This is a genomic window from Paraburkholderia tropica, from assembly GCF_914484835.1.
GTDB classification, from domain to species: domain Bacteria; phylum Pseudomonadota; class Gammaproteobacteria; order Burkholderiales; family Burkholderiaceae; genus Paraburkholderia; species Paraburkholderia tropica_A.
Window position 1 is genome coordinate 64,419 of the sequence record NZ_CAJZAR010000048.1, and the last position, 24,937, is coordinate 89,355.

Annotated in this window: 17 protein-coding genes and 1 tRNA gene; 4 read left to right on the forward strand and 14 right to left on the reverse strand. The window is 62.1% G+C overall.

Annotated elements, in window-relative coordinates; genetic code table 11:
• Nucleotides 1-140: 140 nt before the first annotated feature.
• Genes LDO54_RS15945 through LDO54_RS15970 form a run of 6 tightly spaced genes read right to left on the reverse strand, consistent with a single transcriptional unit; the run spans nt 141 to nt 7,227 of the window.
• The gene (locus LDO54_RS15945) at nt 141-593 is read right to left on the reverse strand and encodes a dihydroneopterin aldolase (protein ID WP_224011656.1); all 453 of its coding nucleotides are present in this window, start codon (nt 591-593) and stop codon (nt 141-143) included.
• On the reverse strand, nt 590-1,225 hold the full coding sequence (locus LDO54_RS15950) for a sarcosine oxidase subunit gamma (RefSeq protein WP_224011657.1): 636 nt from the start codon (nt 1,223-1,225) through the stop codon (nt 590-592). The genes LDO54_RS15945 and LDO54_RS15950 overlap by 4 nt, the downstream gene beginning before the upstream one ends.
• Complete coding sequence (locus LDO54_RS15955) at nt 1,215-4,223, reverse strand: sarcosine oxidase subunit alpha family protein (protein ID WP_224011658.1); 3,009 nt, start codon at nt 4,221-4,223, stop codon at nt 1,215-1,217. Before LDO54_RS15955 ends, LDO54_RS15950 begins: the two co-directional genes overlap by 11 nt.
• Complete coding sequence (locus LDO54_RS15960) at nt 4,220-4,531, reverse strand: sarcosine oxidase subunit delta (RefSeq protein WP_224011659.1); 312 nt, start codon at nt 4,529-4,531, stop codon at nt 4,220-4,222. The genes LDO54_RS15955 and LDO54_RS15960 overlap by 4 nt, the downstream gene beginning before the upstream one ends.
• A 25-nt stretch (nt 4,532-4,556) precedes the next feature.
• Nucleotides 4,557-5,801: a sarcosine oxidase subunit beta family protein gene (locus LDO54_RS15965; protein ID WP_224011660.1), complete on the reverse strand. Its 1,245-nt coding sequence runs from the start codon at nt 5,799-5,801 to the stop codon at nt 4,557-4,559.
• Nucleotides 5,802-5,841: 40 nt separating this feature from the next.
• On the reverse strand, nt 5,842-7,227 hold the full coding sequence (locus LDO54_RS15970; protein ID WP_224011661.1) for an L-serine ammonia-lyase: 1,386 nt from the start codon (nt 7,225-7,227) through the stop codon (nt 5,842-5,844).
• Nucleotides 7,228-7,624: 397 nt separating this feature from the next.
• On the opposite strand from LDO54_RS15970, the gene LDO54_RS15975 reads away from it, so the two are divergent.
• Nucleotides 7,625-8,497 (forward strand): DUF5672 family protein, encoded by an 873-nt coding sequence (locus LDO54_RS15975; RefSeq protein WP_224011662.1) that lies wholly within the window; start codon nt 7,625-7,627, stop codon nt 8,495-8,497.
• A gap of 43 nt (nt 8,498-8,540) precedes the next feature.
• Here LDO54_RS15975 and LDO54_RS15980 read toward each other — a convergent pair whose 3' ends face one another.
• The gene (locus tag LDO54_RS15980; RefSeq protein ID WP_224011663.1) at nt 8,541-9,683 is read right to left on the reverse strand and encodes a porin; all 1,143 of its coding nucleotides are present in this window, start codon (nt 9,681-9,683) and stop codon (nt 8,541-8,543) included.
• 355 nt (nt 9,684-10,038) lie between these two features.
• Between LDO54_RS15980 and betI the strand changes: the two genes are divergently transcribed.
• From betI to betA, 3 genes are read left to right on the forward strand one after another with little or no spacing between them, the layout of a single operon-like run.
• Nucleotides 10,039-10,650 (forward strand): transcriptional regulator BetI, encoded by a 612-nt coding sequence (betI, locus tag LDO54_RS15985; RefSeq protein ID WP_224011664.1) that lies wholly within the window; start codon nt 10,039-10,041, stop codon nt 10,648-10,650.
• Between the two features lie 25 nt (nt 10,651-10,675).
• Nucleotides 10,676-12,145, forward strand: coding sequence for a betaine-aldehyde dehydrogenase (betB, locus tag LDO54_RS15990; RefSeq protein WP_224011700.1), 1,470 nt, complete (start codon nt 10,676-10,678; stop codon nt 12,143-12,145).
• A gap of 11 nt (nt 12,146-12,156) precedes the next feature.
• Nucleotides 12,157-13,878, forward strand: coding sequence for a choline dehydrogenase (betA, locus tag LDO54_RS15995; protein ID WP_224011665.1), 1,722 nt, complete (start codon nt 12,157-12,159; stop codon nt 13,876-13,878).
• 133 nt (nt 13,879-14,011) lie between these two features.
• Here betA and LDO54_RS16000 read toward each other — a convergent pair whose 3' ends face one another.
• The 7 genes from LDO54_RS16000 to dnaG form a co-directional block, all read right to left on the reverse strand.
• Entirely contained in the window at nt 14,012-15,658 is a 1,647-nt protein-coding gene (locus LDO54_RS16000; protein WP_224011666.1) for an APC family permease, read from the reverse strand.
• 220 nt (nt 15,659-15,878) lie between these two features.
• Complete coding sequence (locus LDO54_RS16005) at nt 15,879-16,829, reverse strand: choline ABC transporter substrate-binding protein (protein ID WP_224011667.1); 951 nt, start codon at nt 16,827-16,829, stop codon at nt 15,879-15,881.
• 401 nt (nt 16,830-17,230) lie between these two features.
• Nucleotides 17,231-18,484, reverse strand: coding sequence for a lactonase family protein (locus LDO54_RS16010; RefSeq protein WP_224011668.1), 1,254 nt, complete (start codon nt 18,482-18,484; stop codon nt 17,231-17,233).
• A 70-nt stretch (nt 18,485-18,554) separates the two neighbouring features.
• Nucleotides 18,555-19,742, reverse strand: coding sequence for a transglycosylase SLT domain-containing protein (locus LDO54_RS16015; protein ID WP_224011669.1), 1,188 nt, complete (start codon nt 19,740-19,742; stop codon nt 18,555-18,557).
• A 342-nt stretch (nt 19,743-20,084) separates the two neighbouring features.
• A tRNA-Ile gene (locus LDO54_RS16020) sits at nt 20,085-20,172 on the reverse strand.
• Nucleotides 20,173-20,342: 170 nt separating this feature from the next.
• Nucleotides 20,343-22,757, reverse strand: coding sequence for an RNA polymerase sigma factor RpoD (gene rpoD / locus LDO54_RS16025; RefSeq protein WP_224011670.1), 2,415 nt, complete (start codon nt 22,755-22,757; stop codon nt 20,343-20,345).
• Between the two features lie 163 nt (nt 22,758-22,920).
• A complete protein-coding gene (gene dnaG, locus LDO54_RS16030; RefSeq protein ID WP_224011671.1) occupies nt 22,921-24,825 on the reverse strand; it encodes a DNA primase in 1,905 nt (634 codons plus the stop codon).
• Between the last annotated feature and the right edge of the window lie 112 nt (nt 24,826-24,937).

The following is a 24,937-nucleotide window of genomic DNA, read 5'->3' on the forward strand; positions in this document are numbered from 1 at the left end:
CGCTTGTCTCCGTTTCGTTGTAGATGGAAACCGCCGCTGCGTTATAGAGCGACTTCTGCAGCGGCGATGGTTCGAGCGTAGCGCCGTGTGGACCCTTCAAACCATGCAAAACCCGACGCGTGTTTGCACCATGCCGACAATCACGTATTCACCGCCGTCGCGCTCCATTGCAGATAATCCGCGCGCGTCCATTCAAGCGACACACCCACGCGCCGCGTGCCGGGCCGGATCTTCGGCTTATGCACCGCGAGCGTGAGCGTCTCCAATGCGGGCCATTCGCGAAACGACAGCGCCGCCATATCGGCCACCAGCGTTTCGAGCAGGCGCGTATGCGTTTTGTGCGCGAGAAAATCCGCAATGCGCGCGCACCAGCTTTCATAATCGATCCAGTCGCCCGCTTCTTTTGGCGCGCGGCCATAGCCGAGTTGCGCGTCGATCACGAGCGGCTGCGGCTGGCCATGTTCATGCGGGTGAATGCCGATGCGCGCGGGCACGCTGAGCGCTTCGACAAACACGCTCCAGCCACGTCCGCGCCCATGCGTGCCATCGAACGCGCCGACCGCTGCGTCGAACGTTCCATCGACGATCTTCATGGCGTGATCGACGCGGCGGCATCGAGCATGATGCGGCAGAAGTAGTCGGCGAAACTGCGTCGAATGACGAGTTCGAAACGATCCGCCGCGATGGGGATCAACACGATCGAGGCCTTGAAATAGAGGCTTTGCGCGCATTGTCCCGGCTTGAACAGCGACGGATGCAGATCGAGCGGGCAACCGCGCGACAGCACTTCGCGCACGCGCGTGCCTTCGATCTCCACCACGGTATAGCCGCTGCCGACGTCGACGGCCGCCGCGTAGCACTCGCCCAATTCAGGCGCGAGCTTCGCTTCGAGCACGCCCGCGCGCACGGGCGCGCTCGAACGCACGAGCCATTCGTCGGGGCCGAGCCACAGCACGTCGTAATTGGCGCTGCGCGCCACGGTATTCGGCGCGGCGGGCGGACGGCAGCCGACAGTCCGCTCGAATGCCGCGACGAATGCCGGATCGCTCAATTCACCGCGCACATTCACCAGATCGCGAAACGGCTGCTCGCGCAAGACGAACGCTTTCGACAGGCGCGCGTCCTGCGCCTTGAGCAAATCGTCCACGCCGATAAACGGCGACTCCAGATTCACGCTAACCGCACGCTCCGCGAGGGGCATCGGATCTCTCGTTTCATTCCACATGCTGACGCACCCCTTCAATATCGTAGAAAACCGGGCTGACGATCTTCGCGCCCACACGCCGTCCGTCGGCGAGCGGAATCACCACGCGTTCGCCCATCTTGTCCAATCCGCCCTTGACGACGGCGAGCGCAATCGAGCGTTCGAGAATCGGGCTTTGATAACTCGACGTTACGTGACCGATCATCGGCATGGTGCCATCGCTGCCGGCGCGCGCGCTTTCCGCGACGATCTGGCTGCCTTCGGTCAGCACGTATTGCGGATCGTCGGTGAGCAGGCCGACGAACTGCTTTCGCCCTTCTTTTGCGGTATCGGAACGCTTGAGCGAGCGTCGGCCGAGGAAGTCCTTGGTCTGCGAAACAAGACCGCCCATGCCGAGATCGAACGGCGTCACCGACCCATCGGTATCCTGGCCGACGATGATGTAGCCCTTCTCCGCACGCAGCACGTGCATCGTTTCCGTGCCGTACGGCGTGATATCGAATTCGGCGCCCGCTTTCATCAGCGCTTCCCACACGGCGCGGCCCGCATTCGCCGGCACATTCACTTCATACGCGAGTTCGCCCGAGAAGCTGATACGCATGACGCGCGATTTCACGCCCGCGACGGTGCCGTTGCGATACGACATGAACGGAAACGCGGCGTTATCGAAGTCGATGTCTTCACAGATCTTTTGCAGCACCTTGCGGCTTTTCGGCCCGACCACCGCGAACGTCGCCCAGTGATCGGTCACCGAAGCGAGCCGCACTTTCATATCGGGCCATTCGGTTTGCAGCCAGCGTTCGAGCCACGTGAGCACGCGCGCGGCACCGCCGGTCGTGGTCGTCATCATGTAATGCTGCGGGCCGAGGCGCACGGTCACGCCGTCGTCGAATACCATGCCGTTTTCGTCAAGCATGAGGCCGTAACGGCATTTACCGACTTCGAGCTTGCTCCACGGATTCGTATAAACCCAATTGAGCAGTTTGGCGGCGTCCGGTCCTTGAATATCGATCTTGCCGAGCGTCGACGCATCGAGTATGCCCACGCTATTGCGCACCGCGAGACATTCGCGCTTCACGGCCGCATGAAGATCCTCGCCGCGCTTCGGGAAATACCACGGGCGTTTCCAGTTGCCGACGTCCTCGAACATCGCACCGTTTTCGACGTGCCATTCGTGAATGCAGGTCTTGCGCACAGGATCGAGAAAGTCGCCGAGTTCGCGTCCCGCGAACGTACCGAAAGTCACCGGCGTGTAATTCGGGCGGAACGTCGTCGTGCCGGTTTCAGGAATCGTCTTGCCGAGCGCCGCCGCGAGAATCGCCATGCCGTTGATATTGCCGAGCTTGCCCTGATCGGTGCCGAAACCCATCGCCGTATAACGCTTGACGTGTTCGACCGATTCGAAACCTTCGCGTGCCGCGAGCAGAATATCGGCCGCCGAGACGTCGTTCTGGAAATCGACGAACTGCTTCGGGCCACGCGCCGCCTCTGCACGGCTGCCCACGAGCCACAGCGGTTCGAGCGGCGATTCGCTGATCTCCGCCGTCTTCGGCACGTTCGGGCGCCCGAGTTTGAAGCCGAGCGCTTGTGACGCGTCGATGCCCGCATCGACGGCGAGCGTCAGGCCGCGCGCGAGACTGAACTCGCCCACCGCCCCGCCCACGCTCACTTCGGGTTGCACGCGCTTGCCCGGCATGAAGCAGGCTTTCGTATCGTTCCAGAGTGCCTTGCCGCCCGACTGCGCGAACAGATGCAGCACGGGGCTGAAGCCGCCCGACATCGCCACGAGATCGCACGGCAGCGTCGCTTGTTTCGCGCCGGTTTTGCCGCTCGCATACGCGACCACGTCCACGGCATTCACACGCAGTTTGCCGTGTGCCGCCATGATCGCGGCGTTGTTCATGATCTTCACGCCCTGGCGGCGCGCGGCACTTTGCAGTGCACCGCTGCCTTGCGAACGTGAATCGACAAGCGTGACGTTCGCACCGCACGCCTTAAGATCGAGCGCGCAGCGATAACCCGCATCGTTATTCGTGAACACCACGGCATTGCGGCCCGGAATCACGCCATAACGATGCAGATAAGTCGACACCGACGACGCGAGCATAATGCCCGGCAAATCGTTATTGCCGAACACGATAGGACGCTCTTGCGCACCCGTGGCGAGAATCACACGCTTCGCGCGGATCTTCCACAGCAATTCGCGCGAACCGTGGCGCGTGGAAACCGGCAGATGATCGGTCAAGCGTTGCGCGACGGTCACGAGATTGTGATCCTGATAGCCGAACGCCGTGCTGCGCGAGAGGATCTTCACGTCGGGCATCGCGGCCAGTTCCGCTTCGATCTTTTCGACCCATTGCAGCGCGGGTTTGCCGTCGATCTCCGCCTTGCAGCCGAGCAGGCTGCCGCCCAGCTCACGCTGGTCGTCGATCAGCATCACACGTGCGCCGCTCAGACCGGCCGTATGCGCCGCCGCGAGACCCGTCGGGCCGCCGCCGATCACGAGCACATCGCAATGCGCGAAGCACTTGTCGTAGCGGTCGCCGTCGCGCACTTCGGGCGATTTGCCGAGGCCCGCCGCGTCGCGAATCTTCTCTTCGTATTTCGGCCACCATTTACGCGGCCACATAAACGTCTTGTAGTAAAAGCCCGCGGGCAAAAAGCGCGAGAACTTTTGATTGATCGCCATGCGATCGTTTTCGAGGTTCGGTTCGGCGTTGACGCTATTCGCGACCAGCCCTTGATACAACTCGATTTCGGTCGCGCGCGCGTTCGGCACGGTATGCGCGCCGCGTTCGAGTTGCACGACGGCATTCGGCTCGGCCACATCCGCCGTCACGATGCCGCGCGGGCGGTGATATTTGAAACTGCGCGCGACGAAATGCACGTCGTTCGCGAGCAGCGCGGAAGCGAGCGTATCGCCCTGATAACCCTGATACGTGCGGCCGTTGAACGTGAACGTCAGCGGAATCGCGCGGTTGATGCGCCCACCGGCGCCGAGGCGGTTCTTCTGGCTCATCGCTGTGCGCTCCCTTTTGCCTGATCCTTTTCGTTGCTCGCGTGATGGCTCGCACCGAACTTCTCGTAGCTTTGAATTTCGTAAGTCACGGTATCGCGCGTGGCCATGAACCAGCGGCGGCAGCCTTGCGCGTGCAGCCATTGCTCTTTATGCACGCCGCGCGGATTGTGGCGCATGAAAAGATAGTCGCCCCACTCTTTGTCGCTCAGCGCGTCGGTGTCGAGCGGGCGCGCGATTTCCGCTTCGCCTCCGCAGGTGAATTCGACTTCGGCACGTGGCCCGCACCAGGGGCATTCGATCAGCAGCATGATGTGTGTGTCCTGTGTGCGTTGATTAGTGGGCCACGGCGGCCGCGCCGTGTTCGTCGATCAGATGGCCGGTGTAGAAGCGGTCCAGCGAGAACGGCGCATTGAGCGGATGCGGTTCGTCGTTCGCGATGGTGTGTGCAAACACCCAGCCCGAACCGGGCGTCGCCTTGAAGCCGCCCGTGCCCCAGCCGCAATTGAAATAGAGGCCTTTCACGTCGGTCTTGCTGATGATCGGGCACGCGTCCGGCGAGACGTCGACAATGCCGCCCCACTGGCGATTCATGCGCACGCGCGAGAACACCGGGAACATTTCGACGATCGCCTGCAAGGTGCCTTCGATGATGTTGAAACTGCCGCGCTGGCCGAAACCGGTGTATTGATCGACGCCCGCGCCGATCACGAGATCGCCCTTGTCGGACTGGCTGATATAGGCGTGCACCGCGTTCGACATGATCACCGTGTTCACGACCGGCTTGATCGGCTCCGACACCAGCGCCTGCAACGGATGGCTTTCGAGCGGCAGGCGCACGCCGGCCATATCGGCAAGCGTGGTGGTATTGCCCGCGGCGACCACTGCCACTTTCTTCGCCTTGATGAAGCCCTTCACCGTATCGACGCCGATCACGCGGCCACCGTCGCGGCGAATGCCGGTTACCTGGCAATTCTGAATAATGTCCACGCCCGCCTGATCCGCGCCGCGTGCGAAGCCCCACGCCACGGCGTCGTGGCGCGCCACGCCCGCACGGCGCTGAATCGACGCGCCCAGCACCGGATAACGGCTATGCAGATTGATCGTCGGCTCGATTTCCTTGATCTGTTCCGGCGTCAGGAATTCGGCATCCACACCGTTGAGCCGGTTCGCATTCACGCGGCGCTCGGTGTCGCGCACGTCCTGCAGCGTATGCGCGAGATTCATCACGCCGCGCTGGCTGAACATCACGTTGTAGTTGAGATCCTGCGCGAGTCCTTCCCACAGTTTCATGGCCTTTTCGTAAAGCGCGGCCGACTCGTCCCACAGATAATTCGAACGCACGATGGTGGTATTGCGCGCGGTATTGCCGCCGCCAATCCAGCCCTTTTCCAGAATCGCGACGTTCTTCACGCCGTGCTCTTTCGCGAGGTAATACGCGGTCGCGAGACCATGTCCGCCGCCGCCGACGATCACCACGTCGTACTCCTTTTTCGGCTCGGGACTTCTCCACTGCCGCTCCCAGTTCTCGTGATACGACAACCCGTTGCGGAACAGACTGAATATCGAATAGCGGCTCATCTCGCAGACCCCTTTGCGTGTTTCCGTTTGCGCATTTCCATTAGCATTCGATGACGTTCACGGCGAGTCCACCGCGTGACGTCTCCTTGTATTTCGTCTTCATGTCGGCGCCCGTTTCGCGCATCGTCTTGATGACGTTGTCGAGCGTGACGTAATGCTGGCCGTTGCCCTTGAGCGCCATACGCGCGGCGTTCAGCGCCTTGATCGCGCCCATCGCGTTACGCTCGATGCAGGGAATCTGCACGAGGCCGCCGACGGGATCGCACGTCATGCCGAGGTTGTGTTCCATGCCGATTTCGGCGGCATTCTCGACCTGCAACGGCGTGCCGCCCATCACGGCTGCGAGCGCGGCAGCGGCCATCGAACAGGCCACGCCCACTTCGCCCTGGCAACCCACCTCGGCACCGGAAATCGAGGCCGTTTCCTTGTAAATGACGCCAATCGCAGCGGCGGTCAGCAGAAAATCGACGATGCCTTTTTCATTCGCGCCGGGCACGAATTTCACGTAGTAGTGGAGCACGGCGGGAATCACGCCGGCTGCGCCATTGGTCGGCGCGGTGACAACACGGCCGCCCGCTGCGTTTTCCTCGTTCACCGCCATCGCGTAGAGATTGACCCAATCGAGCATCGAGAGCGGATCGCGCAGCGCCTCTTCGGAGCGCGCGCGCAATTGCACGGCGAGATCGGCGGCGCGGCGCTTGACCTGCATCGGCCCGGGCAACTGGCCGTGCATCTTGCAGCCACGCTCCACGCACGCGGCCATCGTGCGCCAGATCGCCATCAGGCCTTCGCGCACGTCTTCAGGCGCACGCGCGGCGCTTTCATTGGCGAACGTGACTTCGGCGATCGACAGGCCGCTCGCATTGCAGACGCGCAGCAGATCTTCGCCGGTGCGAAACGGATACGGCATCTCGTGACCGGCGCGCACGCCGTTGACGCGATCGCCTTCGCGATTCACCACGAAGCCGCCGCCGACCGAGTAATACTCTTTCTCGATCAGCAACTGGCCGTTTTCATCGAAGGCCTGAAAGCGCATGCCATTCGAATGCAAGGTGTTCGCGCCGCCCATCGTTCGGCGATAAAAGCCGATGCATTCTTTTTCGTCGAAACGAATCGATTGCTTGCCGAGCAGCGTCAGGGTTTTCTCGCAGCGAATGGCGGCGAGACGCGGCTCGATCTGGTCGGGATCGATCGAATCGGGCAAGTTTCCTTCAAGGCCGAGCAGCACGGCCTTGTCGGTTCCGTGCCCCTTGCCGGTCGCGCCGAGCGAGCCGTACAACTCGGCTTTCACGCGGCGCACAAAACCCAGCAGATTGGCGTCCTCGATATGGGACACGAAGCGGCAAGCGGCAACCATCGGACCGACGGTATGCGAGCTGGACGGGCCGATCCCAATCTTGAACAGGTCGAAGACGCTGACATTCATCTGACTTCTCCGGCGTGGAGTGGCATGAGTGACGTTGGAATGAGTAGACCAAATCGGAGCGCGCATCCGATAGAACAAAAGCGCCATTGCGCGTGGATGGCCCCGCCAGCCGGGGCGGAGCGGCGTCTGGGCGGGGGGGCGGGTGCCGGGCGACGTGGGATTCAGACCGCCGCGATGGCGGGTCGATGCGCCCCTGGCAGACGGCCACAAGGCTAGCGGCGCGAGGCTCTGGTCACGAATGCGCCGCGAATGACGAGCGCATTAATTCAGACGTATCCGATGTCTGCCGCAGAAGGCGCACGCTAGCATTTTCTTACGCAGTGAAAGCATTCGCTTTCACGCCGTCGCCTTCCCTTTCCAAAGCGACTATTCCCGATCATTAACAGGGCGGCGAACTTTGAGCGATTTTTCGCGTATTACCGTGGTTAGCGTAACGGGATTGCAGGCGGTCGCGTCGGGTGCGCTTTCGGCGATCGAACTCAGCATGCAGCAGTTACCTGGCAGCCGGGGCTTGCTGATCAGCCCGGCCCGACCGGCCGGCATGCAGGACCGCGTTCGACACATTCAAGTCAAGCCTTTTGGATATCTCGAGTATTCGATTTTTATACTCTATTCGCTCGGTCAATTTATCGAGACTGAATTCGCGCTGGTTGTTCAGGATGACGGTTGGGCTGTCGATTCGAGAAACTGGAGACCCGAGTTTTTCGATTACGACTATCTGGGCGCACCCATTCAACTGGCGCGCGTCTATCAACACGATCAGCCGGTCTTTCGCCGTGGCTTTTCATGGGTTGAGGATGTCCTACGCGGCGCGCGTGTCGATAACATCTTCAATGGCGGCTTCAGTTTGCGCAGCAAGAAATTGCTGGACGCTCCACGAAGCCTGAGGATTCCGTTCCAGATTCCGGTCCCTTCGATTAGCGCCGACGCGCCTCATGCGATGCAGTGGGACGGCGACGAAGTGAACGAAGACGTGTGGCTCTGCCTTTGCGCACGGCAGGTGCTCGAACGAGCGGGCGTAAAATTCCCGCCACTGGATATCGCCAAACGCTTCTCCATCGAGCATGCCGCACCGCTATTGCATAGCCGCGAATCCGTCCGGCACATTTTCGGCCACCATAGCAAAATGCGCAAAATAGCCGATGAAAGCCGCAAAATCATTCGCTATGAGGCTTCCCGGGAACTCGCCGCATCGACCTATGGAGAAGCGTGGATCGCGGACTGGTTGCGCGATGTTGGCTACCGCATTCATTGGCCGTCTGACGATTAAAAGACTTGCTGCGCCGCGCCATGCGCGGCGCTCGCTTAAAAAATCAGAAGGAATGGCGCATGCCGATCCGCACATCGGCTTGCGTCGTGGTCGACGACGGCGTGAAGCTATAGCCGATCACGGCGTCGACGCCTTGCGAAGCCTTCAGCCAGTCGCCGGACACATAAACGTCGGTGCGTTTCGACAGCGCGTAATGCAGCCCCGCCGAAAGCTGATTCCAGTGATGGCCGTCGAAATGCGTGTACTGGTAGCCGCCAATCAGCGCGAGCGCGGGCGTGATCTGCCAATCGGCGCCGCCTTCGGCCACGAGCATGTGCTCGCTCTCGCCAAACGCCTTGATTTGCGTATAAGTGAAGTCGCCCATCAAGGTCACGTCGCCAATCGCATAACTCGCGCCAACACCGAATGTGCCTTGTTTATCGACGGGAAACGCGCTGTCCGCATAGAGATCGGTGACCGCGCCCGTGGTGGGATCGACGCTTACGGTCGGGCGGCCGAAGAACGTATGCACGCCGATCATCGCATAAGGATCGAATGCATAAATACCGGACGGATTATTCAACTGCGTATAAGCCGCGCCCATTGCGAACGCACCGTGCTGATATTGCGCGCCCACGCTCCATGCACTGCCCGTATGAAAATCGCCCGGCGTGTTGCTGAACGAATACATGCCGCCGAACTGGAAACCACCATACGTGTTCGACATGAACTTCACCGAATTCGGCAGATGGTCGCCATTCATCCGGTCGAAGTCGCCTTGATTGATCGCGTAACCGCTCGCCCATGCCGTGACGTTGAAGAGATAAACCATCTCCTGGGTCATGTCGATCTGATTGCCGAACGTGAGCGTGCCCCAATCGCTTTGCAAGCCGACATAGGCCGCGCGGCCGAATAGCGAACCGCCATTCGCGAGCGTGCCGCTGCCGAGGTGAAAGCCGCTCTCGAGCTCGAACACCGCTTTCACGCCGCCGCCGAGATCTTCCGTGCCCTTGATGCCCCAGCGGTTCGCATACGAAATGCCGTCGTCGAATTTCACTTGATGCGAGCCGCCTGCATTGCTTACGTAAGTCACGCCCGCATCGATGATGCCGTACATCGTGACGCTGCTTTGTGCGTGACTTGTGCTCGCCAGGGTGGAAAGCGCCAGTGCGATTGCGGTCAGTACCAGTGCGTTTGCTTTTCTCATGGTGTCGGTCTCTCGTGACTCGCGATACGGTTGAAATGAGCCGCGTTTCAAGGTCTGACAGCGTGTTGCCAGCCCGTGCGGACGGACCAAACGTAAGCGTCCAAATCTCGCGCAACTTGCGCGCAAACGACGCGCACTGGCGCTGGCGCGACATGTGCGATGCGTGGACAACCCTGAGAAAAGCGTGCAAATCGTTATGCAGCAAGGCTCGCGAGGCGTTGCGAGCGGCCCGACCATCGACAATCCGACGTGCGCTTTTGCAAATGCGTCGCAGCGTGAACGCAACGTTTTTATTGATTGATCATTCAATAAAAAATAATTAGAGTGAAGTCCTCCCCGTCCGTCCAGAATCATCATGCCCAAGATCGGAATGCGCGACCTGCGTCGCGCCCAACTCATCGATGCGACGCTTCAGACCATCGACCAGGCAGGTCTGTCGGGCACGACGCTTGCGACTGTCGCGCAGCGCGCCAATATCTCGACCGGTATCGTCAGCCATTATTTCGGCGGCAAGGACGGGCTGCTCGAAGCCACCATGCGCCACGTATTGCGCGACCTGTGGGAAGCCACCATGCGCCGCCGCCTGGCCGCGAAGCCCGAGCCGCGCGCGCGTCTGCGTGCGATCGTCGCCGCGAATTTCGACGTCTCGCAGGTCAATACGCCGGTCATGAAAACCTGGCTCGCGTTCTGGGCCGAGAGCATGCATCAGCCCGCGCTGCGCCGTCTGCAACGCGTGAATACGCGGCGGCTCTATTCGAACCTCTGCGCTGAATTCGAAAAAGCCCTGCCGCGCGTCGCGTCCCGGCGCGCCGCTACGGGGCTCGCCGCCATGATCGACGGACTCTGGCTGCGCGGCGCGACGACCGGCGAACCCTTCGACACGAAAGCCGCCTTGCGGCTTGCCAACGATTACATCGACCTGCTGCTCGACGCGCGCGCCAAGGCGCGCACGCGCAAGTCGGCCTAACCCCGGAGTCATGGCGATGCCCCCGATGCCTCACTACCCGCTCGAACGCCTCTTCATTCACGGCACGTACGTCGACGCCACCAGTGGCGAAACTTTCGACACGCTCGATCCCGCCAGCGGCGAAACGCTCGCGACGGTGCAGCAAGCCAGCGCCGCCGATATCGACCGTGCCGTGCAGTCCGCGCGCGAAGGCCAGCGTGTCTGGGCCGCGATGACGGCCATGCAGCGCTCGCGCATCCTGCGCCGCGCCGTCGAGCTGCTGCGCGAGCGTAACGACGCGCTCGCCGAACTCGAAACGCACGACACCGGCAAACCCATCGCGGAAACGCGTGCCGTCGATATCGTCACGGGCGCGGACGTGATCGAATACTATGCGGGCCTCGCGCCCGCACTCGAAGGCCAGCAAATTCCGCTGCGCGAGAGTTCGTTCGTGTATACGCGGCGCGAACCGCTGGGCGTGACGGCAGGCATCGGCGCCTGGAATTACCCGATTCAGATCGCGTGCTGGAAATCGGCGCCCGCGCTCGCGGCGGGTAATGCGATGATTTTCAAACCCAGCGAAATCACGCCGCTTTCCGCCGCGAAGCTCGCGGAAATCTATATCGAAGCGGGCGTGCCGCCGGGCGTGTTCAACGTCGTGCAAGGCGATGGCCGCGTGGGCGCACTGCTCAGCGCTCATCCGGGCATCGAGAAGATTTCGTTTACCGGCGGTGTCGAAACGGGCAAGAAAGTCATGGCCGCTGCGGGCGGTTCGTCGCTCAAGGAAGTGACGATGGAACTCGGCGGCAAGTCGCCGTTGATCGTATTCGAAGACGCCGATCTCGACCGCGCCGCCGACATCGCCGTAACGGCCAACTTCTTCAGCGCGGGCCAGGTGTGCACGAACGGCACCCGGGTTTTCGTTCAGGAATCCATACGAGACGAATTCGAGGCGCGCGTGCTCGCTCGCGTGGCGCGCATTCGTATCGGCCAGCCCACCGATCCGTCCACCAACTTTGGCCCGCTCGCGAGCGCGGCGCAACTGGACAAGGTGCTCGGTTACATCGAGAGCGGCAAGCGCGAAGGCGCACGCTTGCTCGCGGGCGGCGAGCGGCTCGTCGACGGCGCGTTCGCGCGCGGGCAATACGTGGCGCCCACGGTGTTCTCCCATTGCCGCGACGACATGAAGATCGTGCGCGAAGAAATCTTCGGCCCAGTTATGAGCATGCTCTCGTTCAGCGATGAAGACGAAGTGATCGCGCGCGCCAACGACACGCTTTATGGTCTCGCCGCGGGCGTCGTCACGGAGAATCTCTCGCGCGCGCATCGCGTGATTCATCACCTCGAAGCCGGCATTTGCTGGATCAATACCTGGGGCGAATCGCCTGCCGAAATGCCCGTGGGCGGCTACAAGCAATCCGGCGTGGGACGCGAAAACGGTATCACGACGCTCGAACACTACACGCGCCTCAAATCCGTCCAGGTCGAACTGGGACCGTATCAGCCCGTCTTTTGAGGGAGCCCGGCATGGCAGCGCAAGACTATGACTACATCATCATCGGCGCGGGTTCGGCGGGTAACGTGCTCGCGACGCGGCTGACCGAAGACCGCAACGTTCGCGTGCTCCTGCTCGAAGCCGGCGGTCCCGATTACCGTTTCGATTTTCGGACGCAAATGCCCGCGGCGCTCGCGTATCCGCTGCAAGGGCGGCGCTACAACTGGGCCTACGAAACCGATCCCGAACCGCACATGAACAACCGGCGCATGGAATGCGGGCGCGGCAAGGGACTGGGCGGTTCATCGCTGATCAACGGCATGTGCTATATCCGTGGCAATGCGCTCGACTACGACGGTTGGGCCGAGCGCGAAGGCCTTCAAAACTGGAGCTATCACGATTGCCTGCCGTATTTTCGCAAGGCCGAAACGCGCGACGTCGGCGCGAACGATTATCACGGCGGCGACGGTCCCGTACACGTCACGACCAGCAAGCCCGGCGTCAATCCGCTATTCGAAGCGATGATCGAAGCGGGCGTGCAAGCAGGCTATCCGCACACCGACGACCTCAATGGCTATCGCCAGGAAGGCTTTGGTCCGATGGATCGCACGGTCACGGCGAAAGGCCGGCGTGCGAGCACCGCACGCGGCTATCTGGATCAGGCAAAACACCGTTCGAACCTCGATATCGTCACGCACGCGGTCACCGATCGCATTCTCTTTAGCGGCAAGCGTGCGCAAGGCGTGGTGTTTCTCGACGGCCACGCGCGCATCACGCGTTATGCGCGCCGCGAAGTGCTGCTGTGCGCGGGCGCGATTGCTTCGCCGCAGATATTGCAGCGTTCGGGCGTGGGTCCGGGCGCGTGGTTGCGGGAACTCGATATTCCCATCGTGCTCGATTTGCCAGGCGTCGGGCAGAATCTTCAGGACCACCTGGAAATGTATATGCAGTATGCGTGCAAGGAGCCCGTGTCGCTCTATCCTGCACTGCTGCTGCACAATCAGCCGGCGATCGGTCTCGAATGGATGTTCCGCGGCACCGGCATCGGCGCGAGTAATCATTTCGAAGCGGGCGGCTTTATCCGCACGCGCGACGACGATCCCTGGCCGAATATTCAATATCACTTTCTACCGGTGGCGATCAATTACAACGGCTCGAATGCGATCAAGATGCACGGCTTTCAGGCGCATGTTGGCTCAATGCGTTCGCCGAGCCGCGGACGCGTGAAGCTGCGCTCGCGCGATCCGCGTCAGCATCCGTCGATTCTTTTCAACTATATGGCTGAGGCGCTCGATTGGCGCGAGTTTCGCGACGCCATCCGCATCACGCGCGAGATCATCGCGCAGCCAGCGCTCGATCGCTTCCGTGGACAAGAGCTCAGTCCTGGCGCCGATTTGAAAAGCGACGCGGAAATCGATGCATTCGTGCGAACGCGCGCCGAAACGGCGTATCACCCGTCATGCTCGTGCGCGATGGGCTACGACAATATGGCCGTCGTGGATAACGAAGGCCGCGTGCATGGGCTGGACGGATTGCGCGTGGTCGATGCGTCGATCATGCCGCTCATCACCACCGGCAATCTCAATGCGCCGACGATCATGATGGCGGAGAAGATCGCCGACCGGATTCGCGGCAAGCAGGCGCTCGCGCGTTCGACTGCGGATTATTATGTGGCGAATGGTGCGCCCGCGCGCGGCGGCGAGGTGAAACGCACCGCCACGCGCCCGGAGAAACAGGTTCAGGCGATCTCTTGATGCAATAGCGCATTGAATAAAACTGCTGGGGCTTCACACGAAGCCCCAGTTTTTTTGCGTCCAACAAAAAAGGCGCTGCGCGGAGTCGACGAATCCGACTCCCACGCAGCGCCTTCCACACACTATCAACGATTCAAACGCGAGCGGCCCAATAATGCGAGACCGCAATCGTCAACGCCGCCGCAATCAGCGCGCCATACGGTGCGAGATTCAACCAGACGCTGCGCTTCGGAACCTCCACTTCCATATCGAGCGCGCTGCCCGCCGGGAATCGTCCGCGATCCTGAAGATAATGGCGGAACGCGAACACCGGTACGATCAGCAGCATCGCAATCAAACCATCGCGTAACGTGCCCTCGCCTTGCAGATTCGCACCCGCGCCCACGAACACAAGATTCGCGTAGCCACACAGCGCACCCAGCACGAGCAGCCACGTGGGACAACGGAACGGCCGCTCCCACTTTCCGCGATCCATGCGGTGTATCCAGCCCGATTGCAGATTCAGAAAAACAAACAGCATGTAGCAGACATTCGAAATCGACAGCACCGTCATATAGTCCGACATCGCGAGCAGCACGAGATTGAACCCGAGATCGGTCCACATTGCGGCCGTCGGCGCGCCATGCTCGTTGACGCGCGAAAGATAGCGCGGCAGCCATCCGTCGAGCGACGCCTGATAGAGCGTGCGCGACGATCCCATCATCGACGTCATGACGATCAGCAGAATCGACAGCATCAGCATGACGACCACCGCGTTGCCGACCCATGCGCCGCCGCCCACCATCGTGGCCATGGCGGTGCCCACGCCGGTGCCGTCGCCGATGCGCGGATCGAGCATCGCCTGCATGCCCAGCGAGCCCTGGAACGCGAGCGGCACGAGCGTCATCACGACGAGACACAGAGCGCCGGACCAGAAGATCGCGCGCGCCGTATCGCGACGCGGATCGCGGAATTCGCGCGTGTAGCACACCGCGGTTTCGAAACCATACGAGGCCCAGCCGGCCATGAACATCGCGCCCAATGCCATGACGACGCCTTGCCCGCTCCATGCGCCGAAGAACGAGGCCGTGAGATTGCCGTGCGCATCGTGGCCGAGTGGCAGCAAGGGAAAGAGATGTGTCGCGGGCACGTCGCCCGTGACGAATGGCACGAGGCCGACGATCAATAACGGCGTGAGCGATGCGATGCCGAGAATCTTCTGCGTTTTCGCGGCCTTCGATGCGCCGCTATGTTGCAGCCGGAATGTAATGAGCAGAAACGCGGCCGCAATCAGAAATGTCGCGTTGATGCGCAGCGTGAGACCGGGCTTGATGAAGTCGAGATGCGCGAGCGTCCAGCGCCATTGCAGAATGGCGGCGTCAGGTGCGAACAAGGTGGCGAGCGCGTAATTCGCGGCGAGCCCGCAACCGAGCGCGAGCATGGGCGACCACGCGAGCCAGTTGCACCACACCGAAACGGGCGCGATCATCTTGCTGTATCGCACCCAGCCAATCGCGCCATACACCGATGCGCCGCCCGATTTATGCGGAAAGAGTCCCGAGATTTCCGCATACGTGGCGCTTTGCACGAGGCCCATCGTGATCGACGCGATCCAGATCGCCCAGGCGGGCTGACCGATGGTCGCGCACACGCCGCCGATCGTGAACAGCACGCCCGCCGGCACACCGCTCGTGACCCAGAACGCGTCTTTCCACGTGAGCCCGCGCTGCAATGCATGACCGTGGGCGCTGCGAGCGCCGGCCTCGTCGGCCGAGCGCGGTCGAAATCCCGCTTGCTCCATCTGCCTCCTCCTCTCGTTGAACGCTAAACAGCCAAAATCACCGGGCCAATAGGGGAATACGGCGAATGCAAACGCGTGCGGAAACGTGCTGACGCGCGTGCGCGGCATCGCGTATTCAACGCGCGCCGCGCACGAGATTCAAAAGATTGTTCCGCGCACCGATTCCCTATGCCGCCGCGCGTATTAGCAAGAGGCGCGCCCGGCTCGATGCCCAGCCCATTCAGTTCGCGCCGAGATACGCGCGCACGGCGGGCAAGCCGGGCTTGCCGTCGAGCGTCGTGACGCCCTGGAGCCATTTGTCGAGCACCTGCGGATTGGTCTTGAGCCAGTCGGCGGCGGCTTTGTTCGGATCTTCCTTGTTGGCGATCGGCACCATCAGATGGTTTTCGATGGCCGTCGTGAATTGCAGGTTCGAAACGAGTTTCGCCACGTTGGGGCAGCGTGCGCTGTAATCGGGCGGCACTGCCGTGAGCACGCGCGCCTCGCCGTAGTTGGGACCGAATACGTCGTCGCCGCCCGCGAGGTAATCGATCTTCATCTGCACGTTCATCGGATGCGGTTCCCAGCCAAGGAAGACGATCCATTGCTTCTCGCGCACCGCGCGGTTCACCTGCACGAGCATGCCCGCCTCGCTCGATTCGATCAGCTTGAATTTGCCGAGGCCATATTGATTGCCGTCGATCATTTTCTGGATCAGCTGATTGCCGTCGTTGCCGGGCTCGATGCCGTAAATGCGGCCCTGCAATTTATCGGCGTATTTAGCGATGTCCTGGAACGAGTGCAGACCGCCCTGATACACGTAATCGGGCACCGCGAGCGTGTATTTCGCGCCGACGAGATTGGGCGTTTGCAGCACCTTGATCGTGCCCGCCTTTGTGAACGGCTCGATGATCGGGTCCATCGTCGGCGACCAATAACCGAGGAACACGTCGATCTGCTTGCTCTTGATCCCCGCGAACGTGATCGGCACCGATGCGATCGTCTTCGTCGGCGTATAACCGAGGCCCGCGAGTATCGTCGAGGCCACGCCCGTGGTCGCGGCGATATCGGTCCAGCCGACGTCGGCGAAACGCACGGCCTTGCACTGGGCCGGGTCAGCGGCAAAGGCGCTCGAACAGGCGGCTGCGGCAAACAGGAGCGCGCAGGCTTGCAGTGTCTGGAATCGGCACATCTTGTTCTCCTTGGGAATGCACAGCGTCGGTCGGTTCCGTGTGGACGGGCCGCCGCGACGCCGTGCAGCCCATGACACATGGTCGTCCGGCAAAAAACCGGTCAACGTAGCAATTGCGACGAGCAATTGCGCGGAAACGACAAGACGCGCTGGCAATGCGCCTGGAACAAGGGTTTATATTGATTGAACGATCAATTTACCTGCGGATGCCGGCCAAGCTTTCAGAGCGTTTTCGAAACGCTAACGGGGAACGCTGAAGAATTATTCAGATTGCGGCGTTGTGCGAAGCGACTTTGGCGCGCGCTACGATATGCACTCGCAAAATGATCAGGATATCGAATTGATCGAAGCGCAGGAAGGACTCGATCGAGATACCATCGAGTCCTTATCTTTACGTGCGGCTAGGCCCAGACAAACGCAATATCGGACGGACTGCCCACGCCCACGTAATGCCCCGTGAAGTGCAGATTGCCGCTCGCCTGATCGACCGCGAAAATCGCAATATGGTCGCTGCGCTGATTCAACGAATAAAGAAAGCGCCCCGACGGATCGAAACGAATCACACGCGGATAATCGCCGCCGGTCGGCGTTTCGGCAATACGATGCACGAGGCCATGCTCGTCGATGCCGAACTGCACGATCGTGTCGTGCAGGCGGTTCGCGACGTAGACGAAGCGGCCATCGTGCGAGAGCAGGATGGTCGAGGCGAAACTCGTGCCTTGATAACCGGGCGGCAGCGTCGAAACCGATTGCAATAGCGTGAGCACGCCGCGCTGCGCATCGTAGCCATAACAGACGAGCGTCGACGCTTCCTCGGTGACCTCGTAAAGATAGCGTCCGTTCGGATGAAACACGACATGGCGTGGCCCCGCGCCCGGCGACGCCGCCACATAAGGCGGCTCGCCTGGCGTGAGTGCGCCGCTCGCTTCATCGAACCGCCACACGTAGGTGCGATCGACGCCCAGATCGGTCGAGATCGCGAAGCGGCCATCGGGCGACGGCACGATCGCATGTGCGTGCGGGCCGTCGTGATCGCTGATCGCGAAGCTGCCCGGCACGCCCTCCGCCGCGTGCTGCGCGCCGGCGGGCGCTTGCGGCGCCTGCACGGACACCGCTTCGCCCAGCGTGCCGTCGCTCGCGACGGGCAACACGGCCACGCTGCCGCTGTGATAGTTCGCGACCAGCAGGAAGCGGCCAGTCGGATGCAGGCTCAGATACACCGGCGCCGCGCCCTGCGAATTGACCGTGCCGAGCAGACGCAGCGCGCCCGTGCCCGGCTCGATCGCATACGCACTGACCGAACCGTTCGGCGTGCCGTTGTACTGCCTCACCTCGCTCACGCTGTACAGAATGCGTTGCTGGGCGTCGATCGCCAGCGCGGCCGGATTTTCGATGCCTTGCACCGGTTCGAGCGCGTCGAGCTTGCCCGTCGCGCGATCGACGCGAAATCGATGGATGCCGAGACCGTGCGGCGTATAGGTGCCGACATAGGCGAACAGCGTCTTGCCGTCATGCGTCGCGGCAGGCGCGGCATCGTCCAACGATTGGGCCGATCCCGCGCCGTGCGCCTCGTTCGCACCCGGCCCCGAACCCATCGCGGACGCCGCGCGCCGCGTCGTCGAACCGGGGACTTCAATCATCGGGGCCTTGCTCATCGACTTGCCTCTTTTGCCAGATTGCGATCGGGTGGATTGTGTCCCACGCCCGGCGCTTCGCCGCACGCGTTTATTTCGTGATGTACCAGAGCGCGCTGGTGCCGGAATTCGAGGCGGCAGGCTTCGCGGCGGGCGTCGGCACCGGCGCGGCGACCGCAGGCGCGGCCACCGCCGCAACCGGCTCAGGCTGCGCCGCGACCTTCGCCGATGCGGGAATCGGATGCGACATGGTCGCGTACCAGAGCGCATCGGCCGTTTTATCGGCTGCGTTGCGCGCGCTGGGTGGTGGCGCCGAGGCGGCCGACGTTGCATTCGCTGCTGTATTGGCCGCTGTATTGGCCGACGCATTGGCCGTCTGTTGTATCGATGGCGTCGGCGTCGTGCCGGTTCGCTGCGCGCGCGCCTCCGCCCCGCCGATCTGGAAAATCAGCCGCTGCTCCGACGACACGATCACCGCATAAGGCGGTTGCGCCTCCCAGCGCAGCACGACGCGCCCGCGCGGCGTGTCCGCGAAAATGGCGGGCGCGCGCTTCATGTCGCTGAACTGGACATAGATCTTCGCGCCGTCGTCGAATACCTGGACGGGCTTCGCCGCATCGGCGCCGGACACCGCCCAGCCGAAGTTATACGCGCCAGGCGGCGCGGACGCGATCGCCGACGACCCCGGCTTCGCCACCAACGCGGCAGGCACGCGCGGCGCGGCGCCCACGTGCGGCTGATTCACTTCCAGCGTCGCAAACGGGTTGTAGTCCTGAGGCGGAATATACGAAGGCGGCAAAATGGGCATGGACGAATCCGGCGAACTGGACAGCGATTGGGCAGCAGCATAAACCTTACGCGCATACGCGAGACGCTTATCGGCAGATGGGGAGTTATACGCGCCAATCGCATTCCATGTCGGGCCGAATTGGCGGATATTTTCCGCGAGTATCCACGCGCCGACATAAGCATTGGTACAGGGATCGAACAGGCTCTGCTCGGTAATCCCTTCCTGCGCGAGCCGCGGCAGCCACGAGCTGTTGATCTGCATGAGGCCGATATCGACGGTGCCGTTGCTATTGGTATTGATAACGCGAGTCTGCGTCCCCGATTCCACCTGCGCGATCGCGCGCATCAAGCTGACGTTGACGTGCTGGAAGGCTGCGGCATCGTCGATGCAATCGGCAACGGCGAGCCGCGGTATCGCGCAGACGATCAGCGCGCACAACAGGCAGCGGCCCAACGCGGCGGCCATCGACATGGTTTTCTGGTACTGCATGTTTTTGAATGCCCGGTTCGCGCGTGGGAATCTTGTTGTGAATCCTGGTGTGAAATACGGTGCGAATCGCGTGGTGAGTCGCGGTGCCAATCGCAATATCGGCCGATTTTAAAAAGGTTTGATGGTAAATGCCAATCGCGCTCAATCGTGAGCAATCGCTGCCGATTCAGTTTCGATTCAGAATGCATCGGAATCGCGGGGAAAATGAAGCAATAACGTGTGCGCGTTCGAGCGATGCGCGAATGATGAACAAGCCCGCCGATAATAAAAAAGCCGGCCACAAGGGCCGGCATTTTTGTGCTTCAACCCGACGATTGAAGCGTAATTCGAGTGCGTATGACCTGGTGGGCCGGGTGGGGTTCGAACCCACGACGTCCTTTCGGAGGCGGATTATGAGTCCGCTGCCTGCAACCAACACGGCGTCCGGCCCAACAAAGCTACGACAAAGACAGCGTCAACAAAAAAGCCCGGTCTGCCAAAGGCCGGGCTTTTCGACGGCAGGCCGACATACTACACGAAACCAGGCCGGCCTGACCATCCGATCCTTGCTTTCGCTTGCGCTGCCTACCGATTACAGCGCATCGCAAGCGCGCAAACCGATCAATTCCCTTCGAGGAACGACTTGAGCTTGTCCGAGCGGCTCGGGTGACGCAGCTTGCGCAGCGCCTTCGCCTCGATCTGGCGAATCCGCTCGCGCGTCACGTCGAACTGCTTGCCGACCTCTTCCAGCGTGTGGTCGGTGCTCATCTCGATACCGAAACGCATGCGCAGCACCTTCGCCTCGCGCGGCGTGAGCGAGTCGAGCACGTCCTTCACCACGTCGCGCATCGAAGCGTGCAACGCGGCGTCCGACGGCGCCACCGTGTTGGTGTCTTCGATGAAGTCGCCCAGATGCGAATCGTCGTCGTCGCCGATCGGCGTTTCCATGGAGATCGGCTCCTTCGCGATCTTCATGATCTTGCGGATCTTGTCCTCCGGCATTTCCATCTTCTCGGCGAGCGTGGCCGGATCCGGCTCGAGACCGGTTTCCTGCAGGATCTGCCGCGAAATGCGGTTCATCTTGTTGATCGTCTCGATCATGTGAACCGGAATGCGGATCGTGCGCGCCTGGTCCGCGATCGAGCGCGTGATGGCCTGACGGATCCACCACGTGGCGTAGGTCGAGAACTTGTAGCCGCGCCGATATTCGAACTTGTCCACCGCCTTCATCAGGCCGATGTTGCCTTCCTGAATCAGGTCGAGGAACTGCAGGCCGCGGTTCGTGTACTTCTTCGCAATCGAGATCACGAGACGCAAATTGGCCTCGGTCATTTCGCGCTTGGCCTGACGCGCCTTCAGCTCGCCCGCCGCCATCTGACGGTTGGTTTCCTTGAGGTCCTTGAGCGGCAGCACCACGCGCGCCTGCAGATCGAGCAGGCGCTGCTGCTGTTCGCGGATCGCCGGAATATTGCGCGACAAAATCGCGCTATACGCGTGATTCTCGGCCACGACCTTGTCGGACCAGTCGAGGTCGGTTTCATTGCCCGGGAAGCGCGTGATGAACTCCGAGCGCGGCATGCCGCACTTGTCGACGACCGTATGCAGGATCTGGCGTTCGACCTGGCGCACTTCGTCCACTTGCGCGCGCAACGTGTCGCACAGACGCTCGACGGTACGCGCCGTGAAGCGGATCGACATCAGTTCGGTCTGGATGGTTTCCTGCGCCTTCAGGTAGGCCTTCGACTTGTAGCCTTCCTTTTCGAACGCGCGGCGCATCTTGTCGAACCATTCGCTGATGAGCGCGAATTTTTCGAGCGAAGCGCGCTTGAGGGCTTCGAGCTGCGCCGCGTTGGCCGTCGCCTGCGCCGCGCCGTCGTCGTCCTCTTCTTCTTCCTCTTCTTCCTCTTCCTCTTCGTCTTCCTCGCTTTCGTTCTCGATCTCTTCCGCTTCCTTGGCGTTGAAGCCGTCGGTGTCCTCGGCGTTCGGATCGATCAGGCCGTCGACGAGCTCATCGACGCGAATCTCGTCGTTCGCGACGCGCTCGGCCATGGCGAGGATGTCGGCGATCGTGGTCGGGCAAGCGGAGATCGCCATGACCATGTGCATGAGGCCGTCTTCGATACGCTTGGCGATTTCGATTTCGCCTTCGCGCGTGAGCAGCTCGACCGTGCCCATTTCGCGCATGTACATGCGCACGGGGTCGGTCGTGCGGCCGAATTCGGAGTCGACGGTCGAGAGCGCGACTTCGGCTTCTTCCTCGACTTCGTCGTCGGAAGAGGCGTTGGGCGCGTTGTCGTTGAGGAGCAGCGTTTCGGCATCCGGCGCCTGTTCGTAGACGGCGACGCCCATGTCGTTGAACGTGCTGATGATGCCTTCGATCGCCTCGGTTTCCGTGAAATTGTCCGGGAGGTGATCGTTGATTTCGGCGTAGGTGAGGTAGCCGCGCTCCTTGCCAAGCTTGATGAGCGCGCGCAGCTTGTTGCGGCGTTCTTCGAGTTCCTCGACGGTACCGGGCTGCGACGACGCGAACGCGTCCTTCAGCAGCGCCTTTTCCTTCGCTCGCCGGTCGCGCGCACGGGTGGTCTTCTCACCCTTGGCCGCCGGGGTGGGCGTGCTTTCCTCGCTCTGGTTTGCGTCGTCATCGACGGACACTTCATTCAGCTTTTTCGTCATGGAGTTCGCCGTACCGGCTGTAGTCTCGACTCGCGGCTGTTGGACATCAGCCTCTTGAACCGTGGATACTGGAGCCTCGCGCTCTGCCGCATCGTCCGCAACGGCAGGCACTTGCCTTGCACTACTCGGACCACCGGACCGCTTCGTTGCCGGATGCGTGGCGGCTTTCGCCGCACGGGTTGGCGCCGCTCGCGCGGCCGAAGCAGCCATGGCTTTCTTCCGAACTGCGGGTACTTCATGACTGGCGGTTGCCGCCTTGCGGCGGGAACTGGCGGATGGGGCGTCCTGGGCATTCGTGACCTTGCCGGTCGGCTCCGTCGAGCCTGTGCCTGTCGCCTTTTTTCCGCCTGTAGTCTTTGCCATTGCCATTCCGCCCCTTGCTGGAAACTGGACACCTTTCGGCATCACCCGGCGAAACGACCTCCGAGTGATACTTGAGCTGCCCGCCCGGAAAAAACAAAAACAAACCGCTGAAAACCTTTAATTTTAGCACGCACGGTAATAATCGCCCCCGCGCACGCCTCCCTTACAGCCCGAGCTGACGTTTCATGTCAGCCCGTGTCTGATTCAATTTAACGTATTCGGCCAGTTCCTCGGGCGTGTGCCTCGATTGCCGCGAAAGCACGTCCAGCCGCTCGCTGCAGGCGTCGAAGCGCATTTTCAGGATTGCCGCCGTCATTTCTTCGCTCACGAGCCGTTCCTGCTCGCGGCGCTCCTCCTGCACGGCACCGTCTTCTGGGTTTTTCATCAGCAAATCCCGAACGTTTTCATCATAGTCCAGAATTTCGCGAAAAATCTCCTCGAACGTGGGGGCATTGGCCCCATTGCGCAAGAGATCCGAAAGCAACTGGAACTCCGCCGCGTCGCCCAGCGCGCGCGCGTGAGTGGTCACTTCCTCGAACAGCTCGCCGTGGCGCGTGAGCGTGATGAGCGCCTGTTCGGCCTCCTCGTCGAGCTGCGCCACGATGCGCGGATACATCACGAGGTTGCGCAGCGCCTTGCGCTCGATACCGGTCACGAGGTGCCGGTCCTTGCGCGCGGGCGCCTGGCGCGCCGCCTGGGCGATGCGCGCGTCGACCTCGCAGAGCGCCGCCACTTCCTCGAACGGCACGTCGAGCCGGTCGGCGAACATGTGCATGATCTGCGCGCGCAGCGCGTTCGCCGGCAGCGCCTGGAGCAGCGGCTTGGCGTCGAACAGCGCGCGGGCGCGGCCTTCCGGCTGATCCAGCTCCTTGCCCGCCAGCACCTCGTTCAGCATGAACTGCGACAGCGGCATGGCGCGGTCGACCTGCTCCTTGAACGCCTCGGTACCGAATTCGCGCACGTAGCTGTCCGGGTCGTGCTCCGTGGGCAGGAACAGGAAGCGGATCGTGCGGTTGTCGGCCGCATGCGGCAGGCACGCGTCGAGCGCGCGCCGTGCCGCGCGCCGGCCGGCCGAGTCGCCGTCGAAGCTGAAGATCACCGTATCGGTCTGACGCATCAGCTTCTGCACGTGGATCGGCGTGCAGGCGGTGCCCAGCGTGGCCACCGCGTTCTGGAACCCGAGCTGGGCGAGCGCGACCACGTCCATATAGCCTTCGACCACCAGCACGTAATGCTGCTCGCGGATCGCCAGACGCGCCTCGAACAGCCCGTACAGCTCGCTGCCCTTGTTAAATAGAGGCGTTTCGGGCGAATTCAAATACTTGGGCTCGCCGCCGTCGAGCACGCGGCCGCCAAAGCCGATCACCTGTCCCTTCACGTTGCGGATCGGGAACATCACGCGGTCGCGGAAGCGGTCGTAGCGGCGTGCCTGGCCTTGCGCGTCCTGCTTCTCGCTGACGATCACAAGGCCGGCTTCGACGAGCGAGTCGTCGCGATAATCGGTAAACGCGGATTCGAGGTTCTGCCATCCATCGGGCGCATAGCCGAGCCCGAAGCGGGCCGCGACTTCGCCGGTCAGGCCGCGTTTTTTCAGGTACTGGATCGCATTGGGCGCGCTGCGCAGCTGCTTGCGGTAGTAGTCGCAGGCGGTTTGCATGAGGTCCGACAGCGCGTTCGTGACGGCTTTCGAGACACCCGGCGCATAGCCGCCTTCGCCGCTCTGGCCGCCCTGTCCGGGGCGGCCGCCGCCAAAGCCGCCGCCGCGCATGGGCGACGGTTCCTGCGGCACGGTCAGGCCGACCGACTGCGCGAGTTCGTTGACGGCCTCGGGGAACGACAGCCCCGCGTGCTCCATGAGGAAGCCGATGGCGGTGCCGTGCGCGCCGCAGCCGAAGCAGTGATAGAACTGCTTCGTTGGACTAACGGTAAACGAGGGGCTCTTTTCGTTGTGGAACGGGCAGAGACCCATGAAATTCGCGCCGCCCTTCTTGAGCTGCACGAAGCGTCCCACCACGTCGACGATATCGACGCGGTTTAGCAGATCCTGCAGGAACGAATGCGGAATCATCGGGGCCTGGTCGCTCGGTTGGCGTAAAACGGGGGCGCGCTTGCGCAGCGCCCGTGACGGGCTTTCGCCTCGCCGCGGCGGCCGGCCGTCATGCAGACGCCGGCACCGCGCG

Excerpts from the sequence above, each read along its gene's own strand:
- LDO54_RS15980 (WP_224011663.1), bottom strand. The coding sequence starts at position 9,683 with ATGAGAAAAGCAAACGCACTGGTACTGACCGCAATCGCACTGGCGCTT.
- LDO54_RS15950 (WP_224011657.1), bottom strand. The coding sequence starts at position 1,225 with ATGTGGAATGAAACGAGAGATCCGATGCCCCTCGCGGAGCGTGCGGTT.
- LDO54_RS16000 (WP_224011666.1), bottom strand. The coding sequence starts at position 15,658 with ATGGAGCAAGCGGGATTTCGACCGCGCTCGGCCGACGAGGCCGGCGCT.
- LDO54_RS15960 (WP_224011659.1), bottom strand. The coding sequence starts at position 4,531 with ATGCTGCTGATCGAATGCCCCTGGTGCGGGCCACGTGCCGAAGTCGAA.
- betI (WP_224011664.1), top strand. The coding sequence starts at position 10,039 with ATGCCCAAGATCGGAATGCGCGACCTGCGTCGCGCCCAACTCATCGAT.
- betA (WP_224011665.1), top strand. The coding sequence starts at position 12,157 with ATGGCAGCGCAAGACTATGACTACATCATCATCGGCGCGGGTTCGGCG.
- LDO54_RS16010 (WP_224011668.1), bottom strand. The coding sequence starts at position 18,484 with ATGAGCAAGGCCCCGATGATTGAAGTCCCCGGTTCGACGACGCGGCGC.
- LDO54_RS15965 (WP_224011660.1), bottom strand. The coding sequence starts at position 5,801 with ATGAGCCGCTATTCGATATTCAGTCTGTTCCGCAACGGGTTGTCGTAT.
- LDO54_RS15945 (WP_224011656.1), bottom strand. The coding sequence starts at position 593 with ATGAAGATCGTCGATGGAACGTTCGACGCAGCGGTCGGCGCGTTCGAT.
- rpoD (WP_224011670.1), bottom strand. The coding sequence starts at position 22,757 with ATGGCAAAGACTACAGGCGGAAAAAAGGCGACAGGCACAGGCTCGACG.
- LDO54_RS16015 (WP_224011669.1), bottom strand. The coding sequence starts at position 19,742 with ATGCAGTACCAGAAAACCATGTCGATGGCCGCCGCGTTGGGCCGCTGC.
- LDO54_RS15955 (WP_224011658.1), bottom strand. The coding sequence starts at position 4,223 with ATGAGCCAGAAGAACCGCCTCGGCGCCGGTGGGCGCATCAACCGCGCG.
- dnaG (WP_224011671.1), bottom strand. The coding sequence starts at position 24,825 with ATGATTCCGCATTCGTTCCTGCAGGATCTGCTAAACCGCGTCGATATC.
- LDO54_RS16005 (WP_224011667.1), bottom strand. The coding sequence starts at position 16,829 with ATGTGCCGATTCCAGACACTGCAAGCCTGCGCGCTCCTGTTTGCCGCA.
- betB (WP_224011700.1), top strand. The coding sequence starts at position 10,676 with ATGCCTCACTACCCGCTCGAACGCCTCTTCATTCACGGCACGTACGTC.
- LDO54_RS15970 (WP_224011661.1), bottom strand. The coding sequence starts at position 7,227 with ATGAATGTCAGCGTCTTCGACCTGTTCAAGATTGGGATCGGCCCGTCC.